The organism is Micromonospora peucetia, from assembly GCF_900091625.1.
Taxonomy (GTDB): Bacteria; Actinomycetota; Actinomycetes; order Mycobacteriales; family Micromonosporaceae; genus Micromonospora; species Micromonospora peucetia.
This window is the reverse complement of sequence record NZ_FMIC01000002.1, coordinates 1,985,553-2,003,869: the sequence shown is the minus strand read 5'-3', so window position 1 is coordinate 2,003,869 and position 18,317 is coordinate 1,985,553. Positions and strand designations below refer to the sequence as shown.

16 protein-coding genes and 1 tRNA gene are annotated in these 18,317 nt (G+C 71.6%); 10 read left to right on the top strand and 7 right to left on the bottom strand.

Features of this window, described 5'->3' with window-relative positions; genetic code table 11:
• The first annotated feature begins 100 nt into the window (after positions 1-100).
• Positions 101-1,966 carry a S8 family peptidase gene (locus tag GA0070608_RS09385; protein WP_091625180.1) on the top strand — a complete coding sequence of 622 codons (1,866 nt, stop codon included), beginning with the start codon at positions 101-103 and terminating at the stop codon, positions 1,964-1,966.
• Between the two features lie 70 nt (positions 1,967-2,036).
• Here the strand turns inward: GA0070608_RS09385 and GA0070608_RS09380 are convergent, their stop codons facing one another.
• The 3 genes from GA0070608_RS09380 to GA0070608_RS09370 form a co-directional block, all read right to left on the bottom strand.
• Positions 2,037-2,843 (bottom strand): WecB/TagA/CpsF family glycosyltransferase, encoded by an 807-nt coding sequence (locus GA0070608_RS09380; RefSeq protein WP_091625176.1) that lies wholly within the window; start codon positions 2,841-2,843, stop codon positions 2,037-2,039.
• Entirely contained in the window at positions 2,840-3,955 is a 1,116-nt protein-coding gene (locus tag GA0070608_RS09375; RefSeq protein WP_176733671.1) for an NAD-dependent epimerase/dehydratase family protein, read from the bottom strand. The genes GA0070608_RS09380 and GA0070608_RS09375 overlap by 4 nt, the downstream gene beginning before the upstream one ends.
• Positions 3,956-4,022: 67 nt before the next feature.
• Positions 4,023-4,108: transfer RNA gene (locus GA0070608_RS09370), tRNA-Leu, on the bottom strand.
• Positions 4,109-4,334: 226 nt separating this feature from the next.
• Here GA0070608_RS09370 and GA0070608_RS09365 point away from each other — a divergent pair.
• Genes GA0070608_RS09365 through GA0070608_RS09330 form a run of 8 tightly spaced genes read left to right on the top strand, consistent with a single transcriptional unit; the run spans position 4,335 to position 14,004 of the window.
• The gene (locus GA0070608_RS09365; RefSeq protein ID WP_091625169.1) at positions 4,335-5,123 is read left to right on the top strand and encodes an FHA domain-containing protein; all 789 of its coding nucleotides are present in this window, start codon (positions 4,335-4,337) and stop codon (positions 5,121-5,123) included.
• Positions 5,124-5,129: 6 nt separating this feature from the next.
• Positions 5,130-5,615, top strand: a complete 486-nt coding sequence (locus tag GA0070608_RS09360) for an FHA domain-containing protein FhaB/FipA (protein ID WP_091625166.1) — start codon at positions 5,130-5,132, stop codon at positions 5,613-5,615.
• Positions 5,612-7,039, top strand: a complete 1,428-nt coding sequence (locus GA0070608_RS09355; protein ID WP_091625162.1) for a PP2C family protein-serine/threonine phosphatase — start codon at positions 5,612-5,614, stop codon at positions 7,037-7,039. Before GA0070608_RS09360 ends, GA0070608_RS09355 begins: the two co-directional genes overlap by 4 nt.
• A gap of 25 nt (positions 7,040-7,064) precedes the next feature.
• Entirely contained in the window at positions 7,065-8,555 is a 1,491-nt protein-coding gene (locus GA0070608_RS09350; protein WP_091625158.1) for an FtsW/RodA/SpoVE family cell cycle protein, read from the top strand.
• Positions 8,552-10,057: a peptidoglycan D,D-transpeptidase FtsI family protein gene (locus GA0070608_RS09345; protein WP_091625155.1), complete on the top strand. Its 1,506-nt coding sequence runs from the start codon at positions 8,552-8,554 to the stop codon at positions 10,055-10,057. Before GA0070608_RS09350 ends, GA0070608_RS09345 begins: the two co-directional genes overlap by 4 nt.
• A gap of 1 nt (position 10,058) precedes the next feature.
• Positions 10,059-11,498 carry a serine/threonine-protein kinase gene (locus tag GA0070608_RS09340; protein WP_091634715.1) on the top strand — a complete coding sequence of 480 codons (1,440 nt, stop codon included), beginning with the start codon at positions 10,059-10,061 and terminating at the stop codon, positions 11,496-11,498.
• On the top strand, positions 11,495-13,300 hold the full coding sequence (gene pknB / locus GA0070608_RS09335) for a Stk1 family PASTA domain-containing Ser/Thr kinase (protein WP_091625151.1): 1,806 nt from the start codon (positions 11,495-11,497) through the stop codon (positions 13,298-13,300). The genes GA0070608_RS09340 and pknB overlap by 4 nt, the downstream gene beginning before the upstream one ends.
• Before the next feature lie 17 nt (positions 13,301-13,317).
• Positions 13,318-14,004 carry a SanA/YdcF family protein gene (locus GA0070608_RS09330; RefSeq protein ID WP_245715746.1) on the top strand — a complete coding sequence of 229 codons (687 nt, stop codon included), beginning with the start codon at positions 13,318-13,320 and terminating at the stop codon, positions 14,002-14,004.
• 44 nt (positions 14,005-14,048) lie between these two features.
• Here GA0070608_RS09330 and GA0070608_RS09325 read toward each other — a convergent pair whose 3' ends face one another.
• The 4 genes from GA0070608_RS09325 to GA0070608_RS09310 form a co-directional block, all read right to left on the bottom strand.
• Complete coding sequence (locus GA0070608_RS09325) at positions 14,049-14,699, bottom strand: aminodeoxychorismate/anthranilate synthase component II (RefSeq protein WP_091625140.1); 651 nt, start codon at positions 14,697-14,699, stop codon at positions 14,049-14,051.
• Between the two features lie 7 nt (positions 14,700-14,706).
• On the bottom strand, positions 14,707-14,994 hold the full coding sequence (locus tag GA0070608_RS09320) for a hypothetical protein (protein WP_091625136.1): 288 nt from the start codon (positions 14,992-14,994) through the stop codon (positions 14,707-14,709).
• 2 nt (positions 14,995-14,996) lie between these two features.
• Positions 14,997-16,346: a class E sortase gene (locus GA0070608_RS09315; RefSeq protein ID WP_091625132.1), complete on the bottom strand. Its 1,350-nt coding sequence runs from the start codon at positions 16,344-16,346 to the stop codon at positions 14,997-14,999.
• Between the two features lie 536 nt (positions 16,347-16,882).
• Positions 16,883-17,689, bottom strand: a complete 807-nt coding sequence (locus GA0070608_RS09310; protein WP_091625129.1) for a DUF881 domain-containing protein — start codon at positions 17,687-17,689, stop codon at positions 16,883-16,885.
• A gap of 227 nt (positions 17,690-17,916) precedes the next feature.
• On the opposite strand from GA0070608_RS09310, the gene GA0070608_RS09305 reads away from it, so the two are divergent.
• Positions 17,917-18,183 carry a cell division protein CrgA gene (locus GA0070608_RS09305; protein ID WP_091625124.1) on the top strand — a complete coding sequence of 89 codons (267 nt, stop codon included), beginning with the start codon at positions 17,917-17,919 and terminating at the stop codon, positions 18,181-18,183.
• The last annotated feature ends 134 nt before the right edge of the window (positions 18,184-18,317 follow it).

Genomic DNA, 18,317 nt, shown 5'->3' with positions numbered 1-18,317 from the left:
AATTTCTGTTCACGTCGCTCTACCCTCGGCCTGATCGGCATTCATCGATTCACTCGTCACGAACAGTTGGACGGTCGGTGCCGGTCGGAGGGAGTAGAAGATGGGTCTTCCACGCAGGTCCCTACTCGTCGGGGTGGCCGCGCTGGCCATGGTGGCCACCGCCACGCCCGCCATGGCCGCCGAGCCGGTGGGCACGATCCGCGCCGCGGGTGGTGCCACCGCCGTGGCCGACAGCTACATCGTCGTCTTCAAGGACAGCTCGGTCGCCCGCAGCAGCGTCGGTGACACCGCGCAGCGGCTCGTCGGCCGGCACGGCGGCTCGGTCGCCCGCACCTACGGCGCCGCCCTGCGCGGCTTCGAGGTCCGGGTCGGCGCCCAGGCCGCCGCCCGCATCGCCGCGGACCCCGCCGTGGCGTACGTCGAGCAGAACCACACGGTCTCCATCACCGGCACCCAGACCAACCCGCCCTCCTGGGGCCTGGACCGGATCGACCAGCGGGCCCTGCCGCTGGACAGCTCCTACACCTACCCCAACACGGCGAGCAACGTGCACGCCTACATCATCGACACCGGCATCCGGTTCAGCCACAGCGACTTCGGCGGTCGGGCCGTCACCGGCTTCGACGCTGTCGACGGCGGCTCGGCCGACGACTGCAACGGGCACGGCACGCACGTCGCCGGCACCGTCGGCGGCTCGGCGTACGGGGTGGCCAAGGGCGTCCAGCTGGTCGGCGTACGGGTGCTGAACTGCCAGGGCAGTGGCACGAACGCCGGCGTCATCGGCGGCGTCGACTGGGTCACCCAGAACGCCGTCAAGCCGGCCGTGGCCAACATGAGCCTCGGCGGCGGCGCGAACGCCTCGCTCGACACCGCCGTTCGCAACTCCATCAACTCGGGTGTGAGCTACGGCCTCGCGGCCGGCAACGACTCAGGCGGCAATGCCTGCAACACGTCGCCGGCCCGGACCGCCGAGGGCATCACGGTCGGCTCGACGACCAACACCGACGCCCGGTCGTCGTTCTCCAACATCGGCACCTGCCTGGACATCTTCGCGCCCGGCTCGTCGATCACCTCGGCGTGGCACACCAACGACACCTCGACCAACACGATCAGCGGCACCTCGATGGCGACCCCGCACGTGGTCGGCGCGGCGGCCCTGGTGGCCAGCGTCAACCCGTCCTGGACGCCGCAGCAGGTCCGCGACTACCTGGTGAACAACGCCACCAGCAACGTGGTGGGCAGCCCGGGCACCGGCTCGCCCAACAAGCTGCTCTACGTGGTCAACGGCGACACCCCGCCGCCGACCAACGACTTCTCCGTCTCGGTCTCGCCGACCTCCGGCTCGACCGCGCCGGGCGGCTCGGTGACCGCCACGGTCGGCACCGCCACGACCAACGGCTCCGCCCAGTCGGTGAGCCTCTCGGCCAGCGGGCTGCCGTCCGGGGCGACCGCCTCGTTCAGCCCGGCCACCGTCACCTCGGGCGCCTCCTCGACGCTGACCATCAGCACCTCGGCGAGCACCCCGCCCGGCACCTACCCGGTGACCGTGACGGGCACCGCGACCTCGGGGAGCAAGACCGCGTCCTACTCGCTGACGGTGACCGGCACCGGTGGCGGCGGCTGCTCCGGCAGCAACGGCACCGACGTCGCGATCCCGGACACGGGCGTCACGGTCAGCAGCTCGATCCCGATCTCCGGGTGCGCCCGCAACGCCTCGTCGGCCTCCACCGTCGCGGTGAACATCGTGCACACCTACCGTGGTGACCTCGTCATCGACCTGGTCGCCCCGGACGGCTCGTCCTACCGGCTGAAGAACAGCAGCCTCTTCGACGGCACGGACAACATCAACACCACCTACACGGCAAACCTGTCGAGCGAGGCGGCGAACGGCACCTGGCAGCTTCGGGTGCGGGACGTCTACTCCGGCGACACCGGCTACCTCAACACCTGGACCCTGACCCTCTAGCAGGGATGTGAGGAGGGCCCCTTCCAATCGCTCAGCGACTGGAAGGGGCCCTCCTCACATCTGTCGGCGGTCAGACGGCGAAGGTCGCCGGTTGCTCCGTGGCCGGGGCCGGCGGCCTCGCCTTCCACAGCCCCGTCTTCTGTCCGGCGAGCCGGGTCAGGTAGGCCGGGTTGAGGATCACGTAGCGTCGCCAGAGCCGCTTCGGTTCCAGGCCGAGGCGCCAGAACCACTCCAGGCCGGCCCGCTGCATCCATGGCGGGGGCTGGCGCAGCAGCCCGGCGTGGTAGTCGAAGGCCGCCCCGACCGCCATCAGCGGCATGTCCAGCAGCGGTCGCATGGCGTACGCGAAGACCTCCTGGCGGGGGCAGCCCAGCCCGACCAGCACGAGCCGGGCCCCGCTGGACCTGATCCGGTCGGCGATCTCGACGTCCTCGCCCGGCTGTACCGCCCGGAACTTGGACGGCTCCACCCCGGCGATCTTCAGCGCCGGGAACATCTGCTCCAACGCCGGAATCAGCCTGGCCAGGGTCTCCTCGGTCGAGCCGTAGAGGTAGACCGGCAGTCCCTCGTCGGCGAACCGGGAGAGCACGTGCAGGGTCAGGGTGGGGCCGTAGACCCGGTCGGTGAGCCCGGCGCCGTGCAGCAGGTTGAGCGCCCAGCGGACCGGCTGGCCGTCGGGGGTGACCACGTCGAAGGAGTTCAGCCGGGCGTTGTGCGCCGGGTCGAGCACCCCGGTCATCACGCCGTGCACGGCCAGCGCCGTCAGCGCCAGCGAACGGCGCTCCTGTGCCGCCGCCACCACCTGGTCGGTCGCCCCGGCATAGTCGGTGGCGTCGACCAGGACCCCGAGGACGTTCCGCTTGCCACTGCCGGTCATGCTCCCGGCACCCACTTGTCCACGTTGGCCTCGTAGATCTCCCGCATGATCATGGGCACGTCGTAGACCTGCTTCCACTCGGGGTAGTCAGCCTGGAACGCCTCGTTCGAGCCGATCCACCACTTGTGGTCGCCGATCCGGTTGGCCTCGACGTACTCGGTGATCATCTCCTGGCCGGTGATCTGCTCGGCCAGCGCGAACGCCTCCCGGTTGGAGGTGTTCGAGTGCCGGCCCCCGCCGAGGTTGTAGACCGCAGCCGGGCGCGGGTTGCGGAAGAACGCCTCGAACGCGGAGACCACGTCCGAGCTGTGGATGGCGTCGCGGACCTGCTTGCCCTGGTAGCCGAAGATCTTGTAGGTCCGGCGCTCCATGTTGGCGCGCATCACGTAGCCGAGGAAGCCGTGCAGTTCCGTCGCGGAGTGCGCCGGGCCGGTCAGCGTCCCGCCCCGGAAGCAGGCCGTCCGCATGTCGAAGTAGCGGCCGTACTCCTGCACCATGATGTCGGCTGCCACCTTCGAGGCGCCGAAGATCGAGTGCAGGCAGGCGTCGATGGACATGTCCTCACGGATGCCCTGCTCGTACGGGTGCCCCGGCTCGATCTCCCAGCGGGACTCCAGCTCGACCAGGGGCAAACTGTTCGGCCGGTCGCCGTAGACCTTGTTGGTGGAGCAGTGGATGACCGGCGCCTCGGGGCAGTGTTCGCGCACGTTCTGCAGGACGTTGAGCGTGCCGGCGGCGTTCACGTCGAAGTCGGTGAACGGGTCGCGCACCGCCCAGTCGTGCGACGGCTGGGCGGCGGTGTGGATCACCACGGCGACGTCGGTGCCGTACCGCTTGAACAGCTTGGCCAGCGCGGCCCGGTCGCGGATGTCGATGCTGTGGTGCGAGTAGGCGGACCCCAGCTCGTCGGTCAGCCGCCGGACGTTCCAGGCGGTGGACGCCTCCTCGCCGAAGAACTCCTGCCGCATGTCGTTGTCGATGCCGACGACCTCGAGACCGAGGCCGGCGAAGTGCCGGACCGCCTCGGAGCCGATCAGACCGCCCGACCCGGTCACGAACGCGACACTCACACGCCACTCCTGGTCCGTCGAAGGCAGAAACCATCGGAGCATAGCGTGACGTACGGCACGCCCCGATACGGCACAAGGGCCCCGCAGTGATGCGGGGCCCTCGCGTATTTGGTGGGGAAGGGGGGAGTTGAACCCCCACGCCCTTTCGGGCACACGGACCTGAACCGTGCGCGTCTGCCATTCCGCCACTTCCCCGTGGCTTGACCTCGAACACTGTAGTCTGTGCCGGTCCTGCTGTCTCCAGCGGGCCCCGGACATCCTACCCGGTCCGTGATCGTTGCGACGATTGGTTACCGTCCGAGGAGCGGTTACCGTTCGTGGCGGACGAAAGACTAGCACGGCAGTATCGGCCCGCCCGACCGGGTCGCCGTCAGACGGCCGAGCGGCGTGTGAGCTGCGCGCGCGCCGGCCGGATACCATCATGTCCTCGGGACCCGAGGAGGAGCCGGTGAGCGTGCTGCAACGCTTCGAGAAGCGTCTGGAAGGCCTGGTCGAAGGGGCCTTCGCCAAGGTCTTCAAAGGGGTGGTTCACCCCGTGGAGATCCTCAACGCCATGCAGCGGGAGGCCGAGGCGCACAAGGCGATCCTGGCCGGTGGGCGCACGTTGGTGCCCAACCGCTACGTGATCGATCTCTCGCCCTACGACCACAGTCGTCTGGCGCCGTACGCTGCCGCGTTGGCCCAGGAACTGGCCCAGTCGCAGGCGGAGTTCATCGGCGAGCAGGCCTGGACGGTCTACGGCGACGTGATCGTCGAGATCGAACGCGGCGAAGGGCTGGACACCGGCATGTTCCGGGTCACCGCCGAGGTCTACACCGGTGGCGAGGTCGCCCCGGTCTCGGCGCCCGGCTACGACGCGGGCCAGCCCGCCTACCCGGCGTACGACCAGGGTGGTGGCTACGGTCCTCCGCCCGGCCACGGCGGCGGCCGCAACGTGCGGCTGGTCTCCGGCGACGGGCGCACCTACCCGCTCCAGATGGGCTCGACCGTGATCGGCCGTGGCGACCAGGCCAACCTGCGCCTGCCCGACGTCGGTATCTCGCGGCGACACGCCCGGCTGGACTTCGACGGTGGCCAGGTCGTGCTGACCGATCTCGGGTCGACCAACGGCACCATGGTCAACGGCCAGCGGGTCTCCGCCGTCGCGCTCAACCCCGGCGACATGATCCAGCTCGGCACCACGACGCTGACCTTCCGCGTGGACGGCTGACCCGCCTTGCCGGAACTCGTCATCACCGTCGCCCGGTTCGGGTTCCTCATCCTGCTGTGGATCTTCGTGTTCACGGTGGTCGGCGTGATCCGCCGGGACCTTTTCGCAGGTGCCCGGTCGAGCCGGCTGGTGGCCGCCCCCCGGGCGGTCGGCGCCTCGCTCGGTCAGGCGGCGAAACCGGCGAAGGCGAAGCGGGGCAGGGCGGCGCACCAGCTCGTGGTCACCGCCGGTCAACTGGCGGGGACCCGGATCACCCTCGGCGAAGCGCAGATCACCATCGGTCGGGCCGAGGATTCCACCCTCGTCATCACCGACGACTACGCCTCGGCACGGCACGCCCGACTGGTGCCACGCGACGGCCAGTGGTTCGTCGAGGACCTCGGCTCGACTAACGGCACCTACCTGGATCGCGCTAAGGTCACCGGACCAACCCCCGTCCCCCTCGGCGTGCCGATCCGGATCGGCCGCACTTCTCTCGAATTACGGCCATGACTCTGACCCTGCGCTATGCGGCCCACAGCGACCGCGGTCTGATCCGAGACGGTAACCAGGATTCCGTCTACGCCGGCCCGCGGCTTCTCGCCGTTGCCGACGGCATGGGCGGCATGGCCGCCGGTGACGTCGCCAGCAACATCGTCATCGGTGCCATGGCGCCGCTCGACGAGGACGTCCCCGGTGACGCCCTCGTCGACGCGCTGCGTTCTGCCGTGGGCACCGCCAACCAGCAGCTCCGCGACACCGTGGACGCCAATCCCCAGCTGGAGGGGATGGGCACCACGCTCACCGCGACCCTCTTCTCCGGCAGCAAGCTGGGCATGGTCCACATCGGTGACTCGCGGGCCTACCTCCTGCGCAACGGTGAGTTCGCGCAGGTCACCAAGGACGACACGTACGTCCAGATGCTCGTCGACGAGGGCCGGATCAGCGCCGAGGAGGCGAGCAGCCACCCGCAGCGGTCGCTGCTCACCCGGGCGCTCGACGGTCGCGACATCGACCCGGAATACAGTGTCCGCCAGGTGCTCGCCGGCGACCGCTACCTGATCTGCAGCGACGGTCTCTCGGGTGTGGTCAGTGCCGACACCATCGGCGAGACCATGCGGGAATACGCCGACCCGCAGCAGTGCGTGGAGCGGCTGGTACAGCTCGCCCTGCGCGGCGGCGGCCCGGACAACATCACGGTGATCATCGCGGACGCCACCGACCAGGACATCGTCGAGGCGAGCCCGATCGTCGGCGGCGCCGCGGCCCGGGACCGGGGCATGGCGACCTCCGCCGACGTGTCCACTCCGGCCGCCCGGGCGTCCGCCCTCTCCGCGCCCCGGCCGCCCGTGCCCGAGGAACCGTCGGCCGGTGCCGACGACGAGTCGGAGCGCCCGAAGCGTCGGCCGGTGCGGGCCGCCGCGATCTCGCTGGCGCTGCTGATCCTCGTCGGCGGCGCCGTCTTCGGCGGCTGGAGCTACACCCAGCGGCAGTACTACGTCGGGGCCACCGAGGGCGGCCAGGTCGCCGTGTTCAGGGGCATCCAGGGCGAGATCGCCGGCATGGACCTGTCGAGCGTGCACTCCACCAGCCCGGCGGACCTGGACGACCTGACGCTGGCCGCCCAGGAACAGGTCAAGCAGGGCATCCCGGCCAAGAGCGAGCCCGACGCCGAGCGTCGACTGGCCGAGTTGACCAGCGACGACCCGTCGAACCCGAACCTGAAGCCCGTCTGCCCGCCGATCCCGAGCCCGAGCGCCGTGACGGTTACCACCGCCCCGACGCCGACCGGCCCGGTGTCGCCCGCCCCGACCGCCAGCGCGCCGGTGAGTGGCGGGCCGAGCACACCGGCCGCGCCGACCACCACACCTGACGCCCCGCCCTCCGACACCGAATCGCCGGCGCTCGATCCCGCCGTGTGCCGGTCGCCGGAGTAGGCGCGGCTCGATCCGAGGACGTTCCGTGACCGCAGCGGCCATTCCGGCATCCTCGCCCGCCATCGCGGGCGAGCAGCCTGGTGTACGCCTGGCCCGATCCAGGCGCAACGCCGAGCTGTCGCTGCTGCTGGTCGCCATGGTGCTGGTGGCCGCGTACGGGGCGATGGTCGAGGCGAAGGTGCTCGACACGGTCACGGCGGACTTCTGGATGCCGGCCGCCGCGCTCACCGCCGTCTTTCTCGGCCTGCACCTGGTGATCCGGTTCCTGGCGCCCTTCGCCGACCCGGCCCTGCTGCCGGCGGTGGCGCTGCTCAACGGGCTCGGCGTGGGCTTCCTGCGCCGGCTCGACCTGGGCAACGCGACCCCCGCCGAGCGGGAGGACCTGGCCATCTTCGCCGGCACGGGCGGCCGGCAGCTCGCCTGGACGCTCGCCTCGGTCATCCTCGCCGCCGGCCTGCTCGCCCTGATGCGGGACCACCGCTCGGTGTCCCGCTACGCGTACACGCTGGGGCTGGCCGGCATCGTGCTGGTGATGATCCCGGCGGTGCTGCCCAGCCGGTTCTCCGAGATCAACGGCGCGAAGCTGTGGATCCGGGTCGGCGGCTTCTCCATCCAGCCCGGCGAGTTCGCCAAGCTGGCCCTGCTGGTCTTCTTCGCCTACTACCTGGTGCGCAAGCGTGAGGTGCTGTCGCTGGCGAGCCGCCGGTTCCTCGGTATCGACTTCCCGCGTGGGCGTGACCTCGGCCCGGTGGTCGTGGTCTGGCTGATCAGCGTCCTGGTCCTCGTCTTCGAGAAGGACCTCGGCACCTCGCTGCTCTACTTCGGCATGTTCGTGGTGACGCTCTACATCGCCACCGAGCGGGTCAGTTGGCTGCTCATCGGCCTGGTGCTCTTCTTCGGCGGCGTCTACCTGGCATACGTGCTCGGCGAGGTCGTCGGCGGGCCGTTCGCCAACTTCTACCTACGTGCGCAGATCTGGCTGGACCCGTTCGCCGACCCCTACAACGACGGCTACCAGCTCGTGCAGGGGCTGCTCGCGCTCGGCACCGGCGGCCTGTTCGGCGCGGGGCCGGGCGGCGGTCAGCCGGGCCTGCTGCCCGAGGTGCAGAACGACTTCATCTTCGCTGGCATCGGCGAGGAGATCGGGCTCTTCGGCCTGTCTGCGCTGCTCGTGGTCTACCTGCTGATCGTCGAGCGCGGGTTGCGGGCGGCGCTGGCGGTCCGCGACTCGTTCGGCAAGCTGCTGGCCGGCGGCCTGGCCTTCACCCTCGGGCTCCAGGTCTTCGTGATCGTCGGCGGGATCAGCAAGCTCATCCCGCTGACCGGCCAGACCACCCCGTTCCTCTCTGCCGGCGGCTCCTCGCTGATGGCGAACTGGCTGCTCATCGCGGTCCTGCTCCGGATCTCCGACGGCGCTCGTCGGCCCGTCGGCGGCGGGGGCGGCAAGGCGGCCCGACCGTCCGGCGGTCCGCCGGAGCAGCTGCACGGTGCCCCCACGGAGGTGATCAGGCCGTGAACGCACCCCTGCGCCGTGTCGGCGTCGTCGTCATGGTCCTGTTCGGTCTGCTCTTCGCGAACCTGAACTGGATCCAGGCCTACAAGGCCGACGAATACCGCACCAGCGACTACAACGGCCGGGTCCAGGTCGCCGAGTACGACCGCAAGCGCGGCAACATCGAGGCCGGCGGCACCGCTTTCGCAGTCAGCAAGGAGACGGACGGCGAGCTGAAGTTCCAGCGCAGCTACCCCGGTGGGGCGAAGTACGCGCACGTGCTCGGCTACAAGCCGGTCAACCTGGCCGAGACCGGGATCGAGAAGTTCGAGAACGACTTCCTGGCCGGCACCAGCGACCAGCTCATCGCGAACCGGGTCAAGGACATGTTCACCGGCGACCAGACCGGCGGCGGCAACGTGCTGCTCACGGTCTCCAAGCGCGCCCAGGACGTCGCGTACGAGCAGTTGCGGAACAACGGCGTCGACGCCGCCAAGGGCGCGGCGATTGCCGTCGACCCGCGTACCGGGGCGGTGCAGGCGCTGGTCTCGATGCCGAGCTTCGACCCCAACCCGCTGGTCAGCCACCGCACCAACGAGGCCACGGCCGCGTACAACAAGCTGGAGCAGGACCCGGCGGGCCCGCTGAAGAACCGGGCCCTCGGCGAGGTGCTGCCCCCGGGCTCCACCTTCAAGATCGTGGTGGCTGCCGCGGCGCTGGAGAACGGCGTCGGTCAGGAGACCCGGATCCCGGCGGGTGCCAGCTACACCCCGCCCACCTCGGGCACGCCGATCCGCAACGCGGCCCCGTCGATCTGCCCCGAGGACGAGGTCACCCTGATGAACGCGGTGACCGAGTCGTGCAACACGGGCTTCGCGCAGCTCGGCGTACGGCTCGGCGCGGACAAGATCAAGGAGAAGGCCCGGCAGTTCGGCTTCGAGCAGGAGGACCTCACCGTCGGCCAGCTCGGCGAGGGCGGCTACCCGGTGGCGGCGAGCCGGACCGGGGACATGCAGAACCCGGACGGCGGCACCGACCCGGCCGCGTTGGCGCAGTCCTCGATCGGCCAGAACAACGTGCGGATGACCCCGCTCCAGGGCGCCATGATCGCCGCGTCGGTCGCCAACGGTGGCAGCCAGATGCGGCCGTACCTGGTCCGTCAGCTGCTCGCCCCGGACCGCACCACCAGCTACTACACCGCCAAGCCCAAGGAGCTGCGGCAGCCGGTCAGCGGCCAGGTCGCCGACGACCTGCGGGACATGATGGTCAGCGTGGTCAACAACGGCTCCGGGAGGAACGCGCAGCTCAAGGGCTACACGGTCGGCGGCAAGACCGGCACCGCGCAGTCCGCGCCGGACCGGCCCGACCACGGCTGGTTCATCGGCTTCGCGCTGGACAAGAACGGCAACCCGATCTCCGCGGTCTGCGTGATGCTGGAGCAGGCCGGCCCGGGCGGCAGCGCCGAGGCGGCCCGGATCGCCGGGCAGATCATGCGTGCCGCCATCGCCGACCCGGGAGGCCGCTGACATGCTCAGCCCCGGGGTGCAGCTCGGCAACCGCTACCGTCTCGACGAGCGGATCGCCAGCGGTGGCATGGGCGACGTCTGGCGCGGCACCGACCAGGTGCTCGGCCGGACGGTCGCCGTCAAGAGCCTGCTCCCCGCGTTGCTCGACGACCCCGACTTCGCCGAGCGGTTCCGTGGCGAGGCCCGCACCATGGCCACGATCAACCACCCCGGGGTGGTCGACGTCTACGACTTCGGCAACGACCAGCAGATCGCCTTCCTGGTCATGGAGTACGTCGAGGGCGACGCCCTGTCGGCCACCCTGGCCCGGGTCGGCCGACTCACCCCGGCCCGCACGATGGCGCTCGTCGCCCAGGCCGCTGACGCGCTGCACGCGGCGCACGTGAAGGGCATCGTGCACCGGGACGTGAAGCCCGGCAATCTGCTGGTCCGCCCCAACGGCACCCTGGTGCTCACCGACTTCGGCATCGCCCGGTCGGAGCTGGTGGCCCAGCTGACGGCGGCCGGTTCGGTGCTCGGCACCGCCTCGTACATCTCGCCGGAGCAGGCCACCGGCGGGGTCGCCACGCCCGCGTCCGACGTCTACGCGCTCGGTGTGGTGGCCTACCAGTGCCTCGCCGGACGGCGCCCGTTCGAGGGCGAGAATCCCCTCGAGATCGCCATGCGGCACGTCCGGGAAGCCCCCCGGCCGCTGCCCGCCGACATTCCGCCGCAGGTCCGGACGGTGGTCGAGCGGGCTCTGGCGAAGGACCCGGGGGCCCGCTGGTCGAGCGCCGCCGCGCTGGCCGGAGTGGCCCGCCAACTGAAGTCCCAGCTCTCCCAGCAGGCTCGGGCCGCCGGTCAGCCCATCTCCGCCGCACCGGCGTCGCCGGCCGCCCCGCCCGGCCGTGCCCAGGTGCCGCCGCCGCGCCCACCGGTGTCGCCGCACCGGCCGCCGGTCCCCACCGTGCAGCCGCCACGCCCGCCCATGACGGCCCACCGCCCGCCCGTGGCGGCCCACCGTCCGGTTGCCGGACCACACCACCCGACCTCGGTCCCACCGGCTGCGCCGCACCGTCCCACCTCGGTCCCGCCCTCCGCATCGGTCCAGCACCCGCAGATGGCACCGACCGGCTACCCCCGGGGCGTGACGCCCGTGTCGCAGGCCCGACCGATGCCGTACGCGGGACATGCCGTCCCACCGGCGCACCAGCCGGGCGGGCAGCAGTCCCGGGCCGGGATGGTGTTCCTCGCCATCCTGGTGGCCGTGCTGGTTCTCGTCTGCTCCGGCACGCTTGCCTACAAGCTGCGGCAGAACACGGCGGCCAGCCCGCCGACGGTGACGTCCGGCGTGCTGCGGCCCGACGGACGCGACGATCCGGCCGGGACGTCGTACCGTCGACAGGAACCGCCCCGGTCGGACGGCGACGAGACGACGAGCGAAGGACGAGAGACGCGATGACAGCGCAGGCCCGCCTGCTCGGTGGCAGGTACCAGGTCGGCGAGCTGCTCGGCTACGGCGGTATGGCTGAGGTGCACCGTGGTCGCGATCTCCGGCTCGGGCGGGATGTCGCGATCAAGATGCTCCGGACCGACCTCGCCCGGGACGCCACCTTCCAGATGCGGTTCCGTCGGGAGGCGCAGAACGCCGCGTCCCTCAACCACCCGGCGATCGTCGCCGTCTACGACACCGGCGAGGAGACCGCGCCGACCGGTGAGACCCTGCCGTTCATCGTGATGGAGTTCGTCAACGGGCGGACCCTCAAGGAGGTGCTGGGCGTCGAGGGGCGGCTCCAGCCGCGCCGGGCGCTGGAGATCTGCGCCGACATGTGCGCGGCCCTGGAGTTCAGCCACCGGCACGGCATCATCCACCGCGACATCAAGCCCGGCAACGTGATGCTCACCCAGACCGGCCAGGTCAAGGTGATGGACTTCGGCATCGCGCGGGCGCTGGCCAGCGGCGCCACCACGATGACCCAGACCAGCGCGGTCATCGGTACGGCGCAGTATCTCTCGCCCGAGCAGGCGCGCGGCGAGGCGGTTGACGCCCGCTCCGACGTCTACGCCGCCGGCTGCGTGCTCTTCGAGTTGGTCTGCGGGCACCCGCCGTTCGTCGGCGACAGCCCGGTCAGCGTGGCCTACCAGCATGTGCGGGAGACCCCTCCGACCCCGAGCGACATCAACCCGGACGTCACGCCAGAGGTCGACGCGATCGTGCTCAAGGCGCTGTCGAAGAACCCGCTCAACCGCTACCAGAGCGCCGGTGAGATGCGGGCCGACATGCTCCGCGCCGCCGCCGGCCGCCCGGTGATGGCGACCCCGGTGCTGCCGCAGGAGGAGACCGCTCAGCTCGCCCCGGCCGCCGGCGGGTACGGGGGCGGCCCCGGTGCCCCGCAGACCCGGCAGATGCCGGCCCGGGTGGGCGACCCGCGCCGGCGTAAGGCGTCGTCCTGGCTGATCGCGCTGTTCGCCGCGGTGGGCGTCCTCGCGGTGATCGCCCTCGCCGCCGCCCTGCTGAGCCAGCGCGAAGACGACCGGGTCACGGTCCCCACGGTGACCGGCCTGACCCAGCAGGAGGCGTTCGCCCGGATCGAGCAGGCCAATCTGGTGCCCAAGGAGGGCGATCAGGTCTTCGGCACCTGCCAGAAGGGCCAGGTGGTCAACCAGAACCCGGCCGCCGACTCCCCGCTGGAGGCGAATGGCGAGGTCACCGTCCAGGTCTGCGGCGGCGTCGAGATGAAGGCCATCCCGACCGACCTCAAGGGCTCCACGTACGAGAACGCGAAGAAGCGACTGGAAGCCGCAGGTTTCACGGTCAGGCGGGAGTTGAAGGACGACGCTGAGAAGGAGGGCATTGTCCTCGCGGTGTCGCCCGAGGAAGGGAAGCAGGTCGCCGCAGAATCCCAGGTCACCCTCACCGTTTCCCGGGGCAACGTCGGCCAGGTGCCCAACGTGGTCGGCTCCTCCGAGGATGAGGCCAAGGAGGAGTTGGACGAGGCTGGCTACCGGATCAGCGTCAAGCCGGGCCGGGAGGTGCCGCCGGAGGAGGCCGGCCGGGTCATCCAGCAGAACCCGCGAGCGGGCAGCAACCTGGCGCGGGGCAAGACCGTGACGATCACGGTCACCGTGCCGCAGGCCGAACCGACGCCCACCGACTCGGCGACCCCGACGCCCTCCACCACGCCGACCCCGGGTGACGGTGGCGGCGGTGGCGGTGGCTTCCCGCTGCCGACCACCCCGCCGATCCGGCTTCCCGAGCGCTGACCCCGCTCGTGAGCGCGGTGACCGACGCCGCGGGTCGGGCGAACCGGTGGCGGCGACGCCTGATCCGGGCGGCGGTTCCGGGCGTGGCCGTGCTGCTCCTCGCCAGTCTTCCCTGGCTGTGGACGACGACCGCCGCTCGCGGCCACCTGTACGGCGAGGCCGACGCCCCGGCTGCCGACGTCGTGATCGTCCTCGGCACGGCGGTGGCGGCAGACCGCCGTCAACCGGGAGACCGCCTCACCGGCCGCCTGGAGACCGCCGCCGCGCTGCTGAACAGCGGGCGGGCCCGGGTGGTCCTCGTGTCGGGCGACGGAGGTGGGACCTCCGGTGACGAGCCGGCGGCGATGACCGCCCACCTGACCGAGCGGCTCGGCGTCGATCCGCGCCGCGTCGTGGCAGACCCGTTCGGCCTGGACACCTACGACACCTGCGCCCGGGCCCGCGAGGTGTACGGCGTCGAGCGCGCCCTGATCGTGACCCAGTCCTATCACCTGTCCCGCGCGGTGACGCTGTGCCGGCACCTCGGCCTCGACGTCGAGGGAGTGGCCGCCCGCTGTTCCGGCTGCGGGCCCGCGCTGCTCTTCAGGAAGGCGGTCCGGGACTACTTCGCCAGCGGCAAGGCGGCCTGGGACGCGGCCCGAGGCAGGCCGCCCGCAGTCCACTCGCCCGCGGACCCGGCACTCCAGGACGCGCTCAAGGGCTGACCCGGCCGACTGTCGGGTTCAGCCGGCGGATCGTCCTGCTGGCGTCAGGCGGCGGCGAAGGCGGCGCGGCGGCGCGCGTCCACCTCGGCGGCCAGCTCCGGGGCCCGATCCAGCGCCTCCGGGTGACCGCAGGCTGCGAGCCAGTTCGCCAGCATCAGGTGACCGCCCTCGGTCAGCACCGACTCCGGGTGGAACTGGACGCCCTCGATCGGCAGCGTCCGGTGTCGCATCGCCATCACCACCCCGGAATCCGTCCAGCCGGTGACCTCAAGCTCCTCGGGCAGCGTCTCGGGCAGCACGGTGAGCGAGTGGTAGCGGGTGGCGGTGAACGGGTCCGGCAGGCCGGCGAGCACCCCGACATCGTGGTGGCGGACCTCGGAGGTCTTGCCGTGCAGCAGCTCCGGGGCGCGGGTGACGGTGGCGCCGAAGGCCTCGCCGATCGCCTGGTGACCCAGGCAGACGCCGAAGATCGGCATCTCGCCGGCGTAGGCGCGGATGACGTCGAGGCAGATGCCGGCGCGGTCGGGGCTGCCGGGGCCGGGTGACAGCAGGATGCCGGCCGCGCCGACCCTGCCCACCTCGGCGACCTCGATCTCGTCGTTGCGTCGGACCTCGCAGTCCACCCCGAGCTGGCCGAGATATTGCACGAGGTTGAAGACGAACGAGTCGTAGTTGTCGATCACCAGGACACGCATCAGGGGCTCACTCGTCCGGGGAGGGAGGCGGGGTGTTGTTCTGTTCGGTGTCGTACGGCAGGTCGTGCTCGTCGCCGGCCGGGGCGTCGTCGCCCTCCCCGCCGCCCGGCACCACGTCACCGGCGGGGTCGCCGGAGTCCTGGGTGACCTGCACGTCGTCGAAGGGCAGCAGGGGCTCGGCCCACGGGAAGACCACGTACCAGAGCAGGGCCACCATGGCGCTGCCGATCAGCAAACTGCCGACGAGCTTGCCGGGCAACCCGAAGGGGAGCTTGCGCCAGATCCAGCCGTACATCGTCAGGCCCTCAGCTCCGCCGGTCGACCCGCCGACTTCGGCTGGCTGCGTGCCAGCTCGGCGTGGATGATCAGCCGCTGGTAGTTGTCGAACTTCGGGTTGCAGGTGGTCAGGGTGAGCATCGACCTGGTCGCCTTCTGCCCGGGCTTGCCCGGCACGGGTGCCACGACCTCGACCTGGGTGGGCTTGACGATGCGGCTCTGGGTCACCTTGTAGACGTGCCAGTCGGTCTTGCCCTCAACCACGATGGCGTCGCCGTCGTTCAGTTCGTCGAGCCGCCAGAAAGTGGCCCGGTTGCGGTGCCCGGCGACGGAGAAGTTGCCCACCTGTCCCGGCAGGGCGCTGGAGGGGTAGTGGCCCGGCGCGAACCGGATGTCCTTCTGGGTGACGCCCTCGACGACGACCCAGTTCTTGTCGAGCTTGGGGATGTACAGCCCTGCCATGGGCTTGCCCTGCGCGGGCGGCTTCGGCTTGGTGGACGCGCTCGCCGACGGTGCCACCGTCGGGTCGCCCTCGGGGCCCCACGCCTGCGCCAACTGCTGGCTGAGGTCGTTCTGGTGGGCGTCGACGATCGCCGACTTGCCCCAGATCTCGTAGCTGGCGAAGAGGAGCACCACCAGGCCGAAGGTGATCAACACCTCGCCGCTGATCCGGATGCCGGTGCGCAGCCGAGAGCCCAGCGACGGCCGGGTGAGCTCCGAGTAGACGCTCTTGTAGCCCTCGCCGGTCTGCTCCGGGCGGAGCTGGACGACCCGCTCGCCTCGGCGCGGGCGAGGCTGCACGGCGCGAGCGTCGGAGCTTTCCGGCTCGTCCGTCTTCGGAGGACGTGGCACCGCGCCCATCAGGGCGGTGGACTCGACGAGGGCGGCCGGGGCGGTCGGCGTACGACCGGTGACGGCCGGTATCAGGGCGGTGGCCCCGGGGTCGACGTCGCGGCCCGGGCCAGCGGCGGCCGGAGGCGCGGTGGACCGACCGGCCGGGGAACCCGGGGCCGACGGGCCGGTGCCCGACGCGCCCACCCTGGGGATGTGGGCGGTCGGCGCGTCGGTGTTCGGCCGACCCGGTGGCGGGCGGAGGGAGTGCCCGCCGTCGGGCGCGGCGGCGCGGTCGGCCGGCGGGCGGAAAGAGTGCTCGTCACCGGGCTGCCCGACGGCGCGGTCGGCCGGCGGGCGACGGGAGCTTCCGTCACCGGGACCGGCGGCCCGGGGACCGTCCGGCTGCCAGCCGGCGCCGCCCGGCGGAGCCGCGTGTGGTGGGGTGGCCGGCGCAGCGGCGTGTGGTCGGGTGGCCGGCGGAGCCGCGTGCGGTGGGGTGGCCGGCCGGACCGGGCCGGCGCCCGACCACGGCGGCATGCCGCCGCCGGGCTGGGCGGACGGGTCGGAGTCGCCCGAGCCCGGGCGACCCGGGCCAGCGGACCTGGGTCGGCCGAAATCCGTCGAGCGGCCGAAATCCGTCGAGCGGCCGAAATCCGTCGAGCGGCTGAAGTCTGTGGGCCGGCCGAAGTCCGTGGGGCCTGGGCGGCCGGGATCGGCGGGCCGGGCGGGGTTTGTGGCGGAGCGGGCCTGGTCGGCGCCCGGCGGGAACCGGCCGGGGTTCGCGGGACGGCCCGGCTCCGGTGTCGGACGGACGGGGTCGGGCATGGCGCGCGACCGCCCGGTGGAGGAGCCGGCAGGTGCGCGACCGTCGACGGTGGCCTGGTCGGGCCCGTAGGGAGGGCGGGGCGCCGATGATCGGGGCGGAAGCGTGGGCTCCGGCCAGGCGCCGGCCGGAGCGGGGCGGGCCGGAGCGGGCCCGGGCCGGTCGACCTTGGGCAGGAAGGCGGTCGGTGCGTCACCCTGGTCGCGGTGACGGCCGTCGCGATCCTTGGGCCAGTCGTCCGGCGCGCGGCTCACTTGGGCACCGTCGCCGAGCGCAGCGTGGTCGAGTCCTCGAACGCAGGCACGGTAACCGTGGAGACGGTTTCCTTGTAACCGAGCTTGTAGTCGTCGACCAGGTCCCTGAACAACCGGACTCCCTGAGAGTCGGCGAGGGACCGCTGCAGAGCAGCGGGATCGCCGATTGCTACGATCTTGAACGGTGGGGAGTACACCCGGCCGTGCAGCAGCAGGGTGTTACCCACGCAGCGTACCGCGCTGGTCGACAGCACGCGGACGTTCATGATGGACATGGCCTCGGCGCCACCCGCCCAGAGGGCGTTCACCACGGCCTGCACGTCCCCCTGGTGGACGACCAGGTCGTCGTTGGTGGCCCCGGCGGGCAGGGCGCCGTCGTTGCGCCGGGGCGCGTCGTCGAGTTCCACCGTCACTCCGGGCCCCGCGAGCGTGGTGAAGCCGGCGTCGTCCCGGCGGCTGTCGGCCCGGTCCTGTTGTTCCCTGATCGGGCCGTCGGAACTGGCCAGCGCCGAGGTACGGCCCTCGACCTCGTCGCGCAGGTCGGCCGCCCGTCGCTCGCTGGCCGCGACCTCGGCGCGACGGTCCTCGATCAACTGGTTGAGCTGAGGGCGGCGATCCTCGCGCAGGGCGGTGCCACCGGCGGTGGTGGCCGTGGTGGTGAAGAGCAGCCCGGCCGCCGCGGCGATCAGCGGCACCCCGATCGACCAGCCCGGTCGTCGCTGCCGTGGGCGCCGAGGCAGCAGCCCGGCGACCGCCCGTCGGAGCACCTTCTGCCAGGAGGCTGCGCCGGATGTGTATTCCACCGAGCGTTCCTTCCCCGTCGTCTGGTTCAGCCCACGGAGGCGCGGGCCGCTGCGGCGAGCAGAACACTCCCGCCTTTTTCGGTCACTGCGTGCACCGGCCTCACCCCATTCGTGGATTGGACGGGCCTTCGGGACTACGCTAGCTGTCGGACATTATTGGCCATGGACCGTCGCCCCCGCGCCCGGTTGTCAGGCCGGACGAGGTCGTAACCCCTCTGGAGAGCGTCGTGCCCAAGTCTCAGGTTCGCAAGAAGAAGGTGTACACCCCGCCGACGGACGTCCGTCCGACGACGACGACGGCGGCGACGCGCAAGCCTAGCCCGGTCTGGCTGCCGATCTCGGCGGTCGCCCTCATCGTCTTCGGCATCGGGTGGCTGGTGGTCTACTACCTTTCCGAGCAGGAGTACCCGGTCATGTCGTGGGGTTACTGGAACCTCGCGGTGGGCTTCGGGGCCATGGTCGGCTCCCTGATCCTGCTCTCCCGCTGGCGCTGAGCATCACGACCCCGTCGCCGGCCCGGCGGCGGGGGCCCTGAGCGCGATCAGCCCGCCGTCGACGGCGTTGCGGCCCTGGGCCGCCTGGTGCGGTGGCAATCCATGTCACTCAGTGGAGCCCCTGCCCGGCGGTT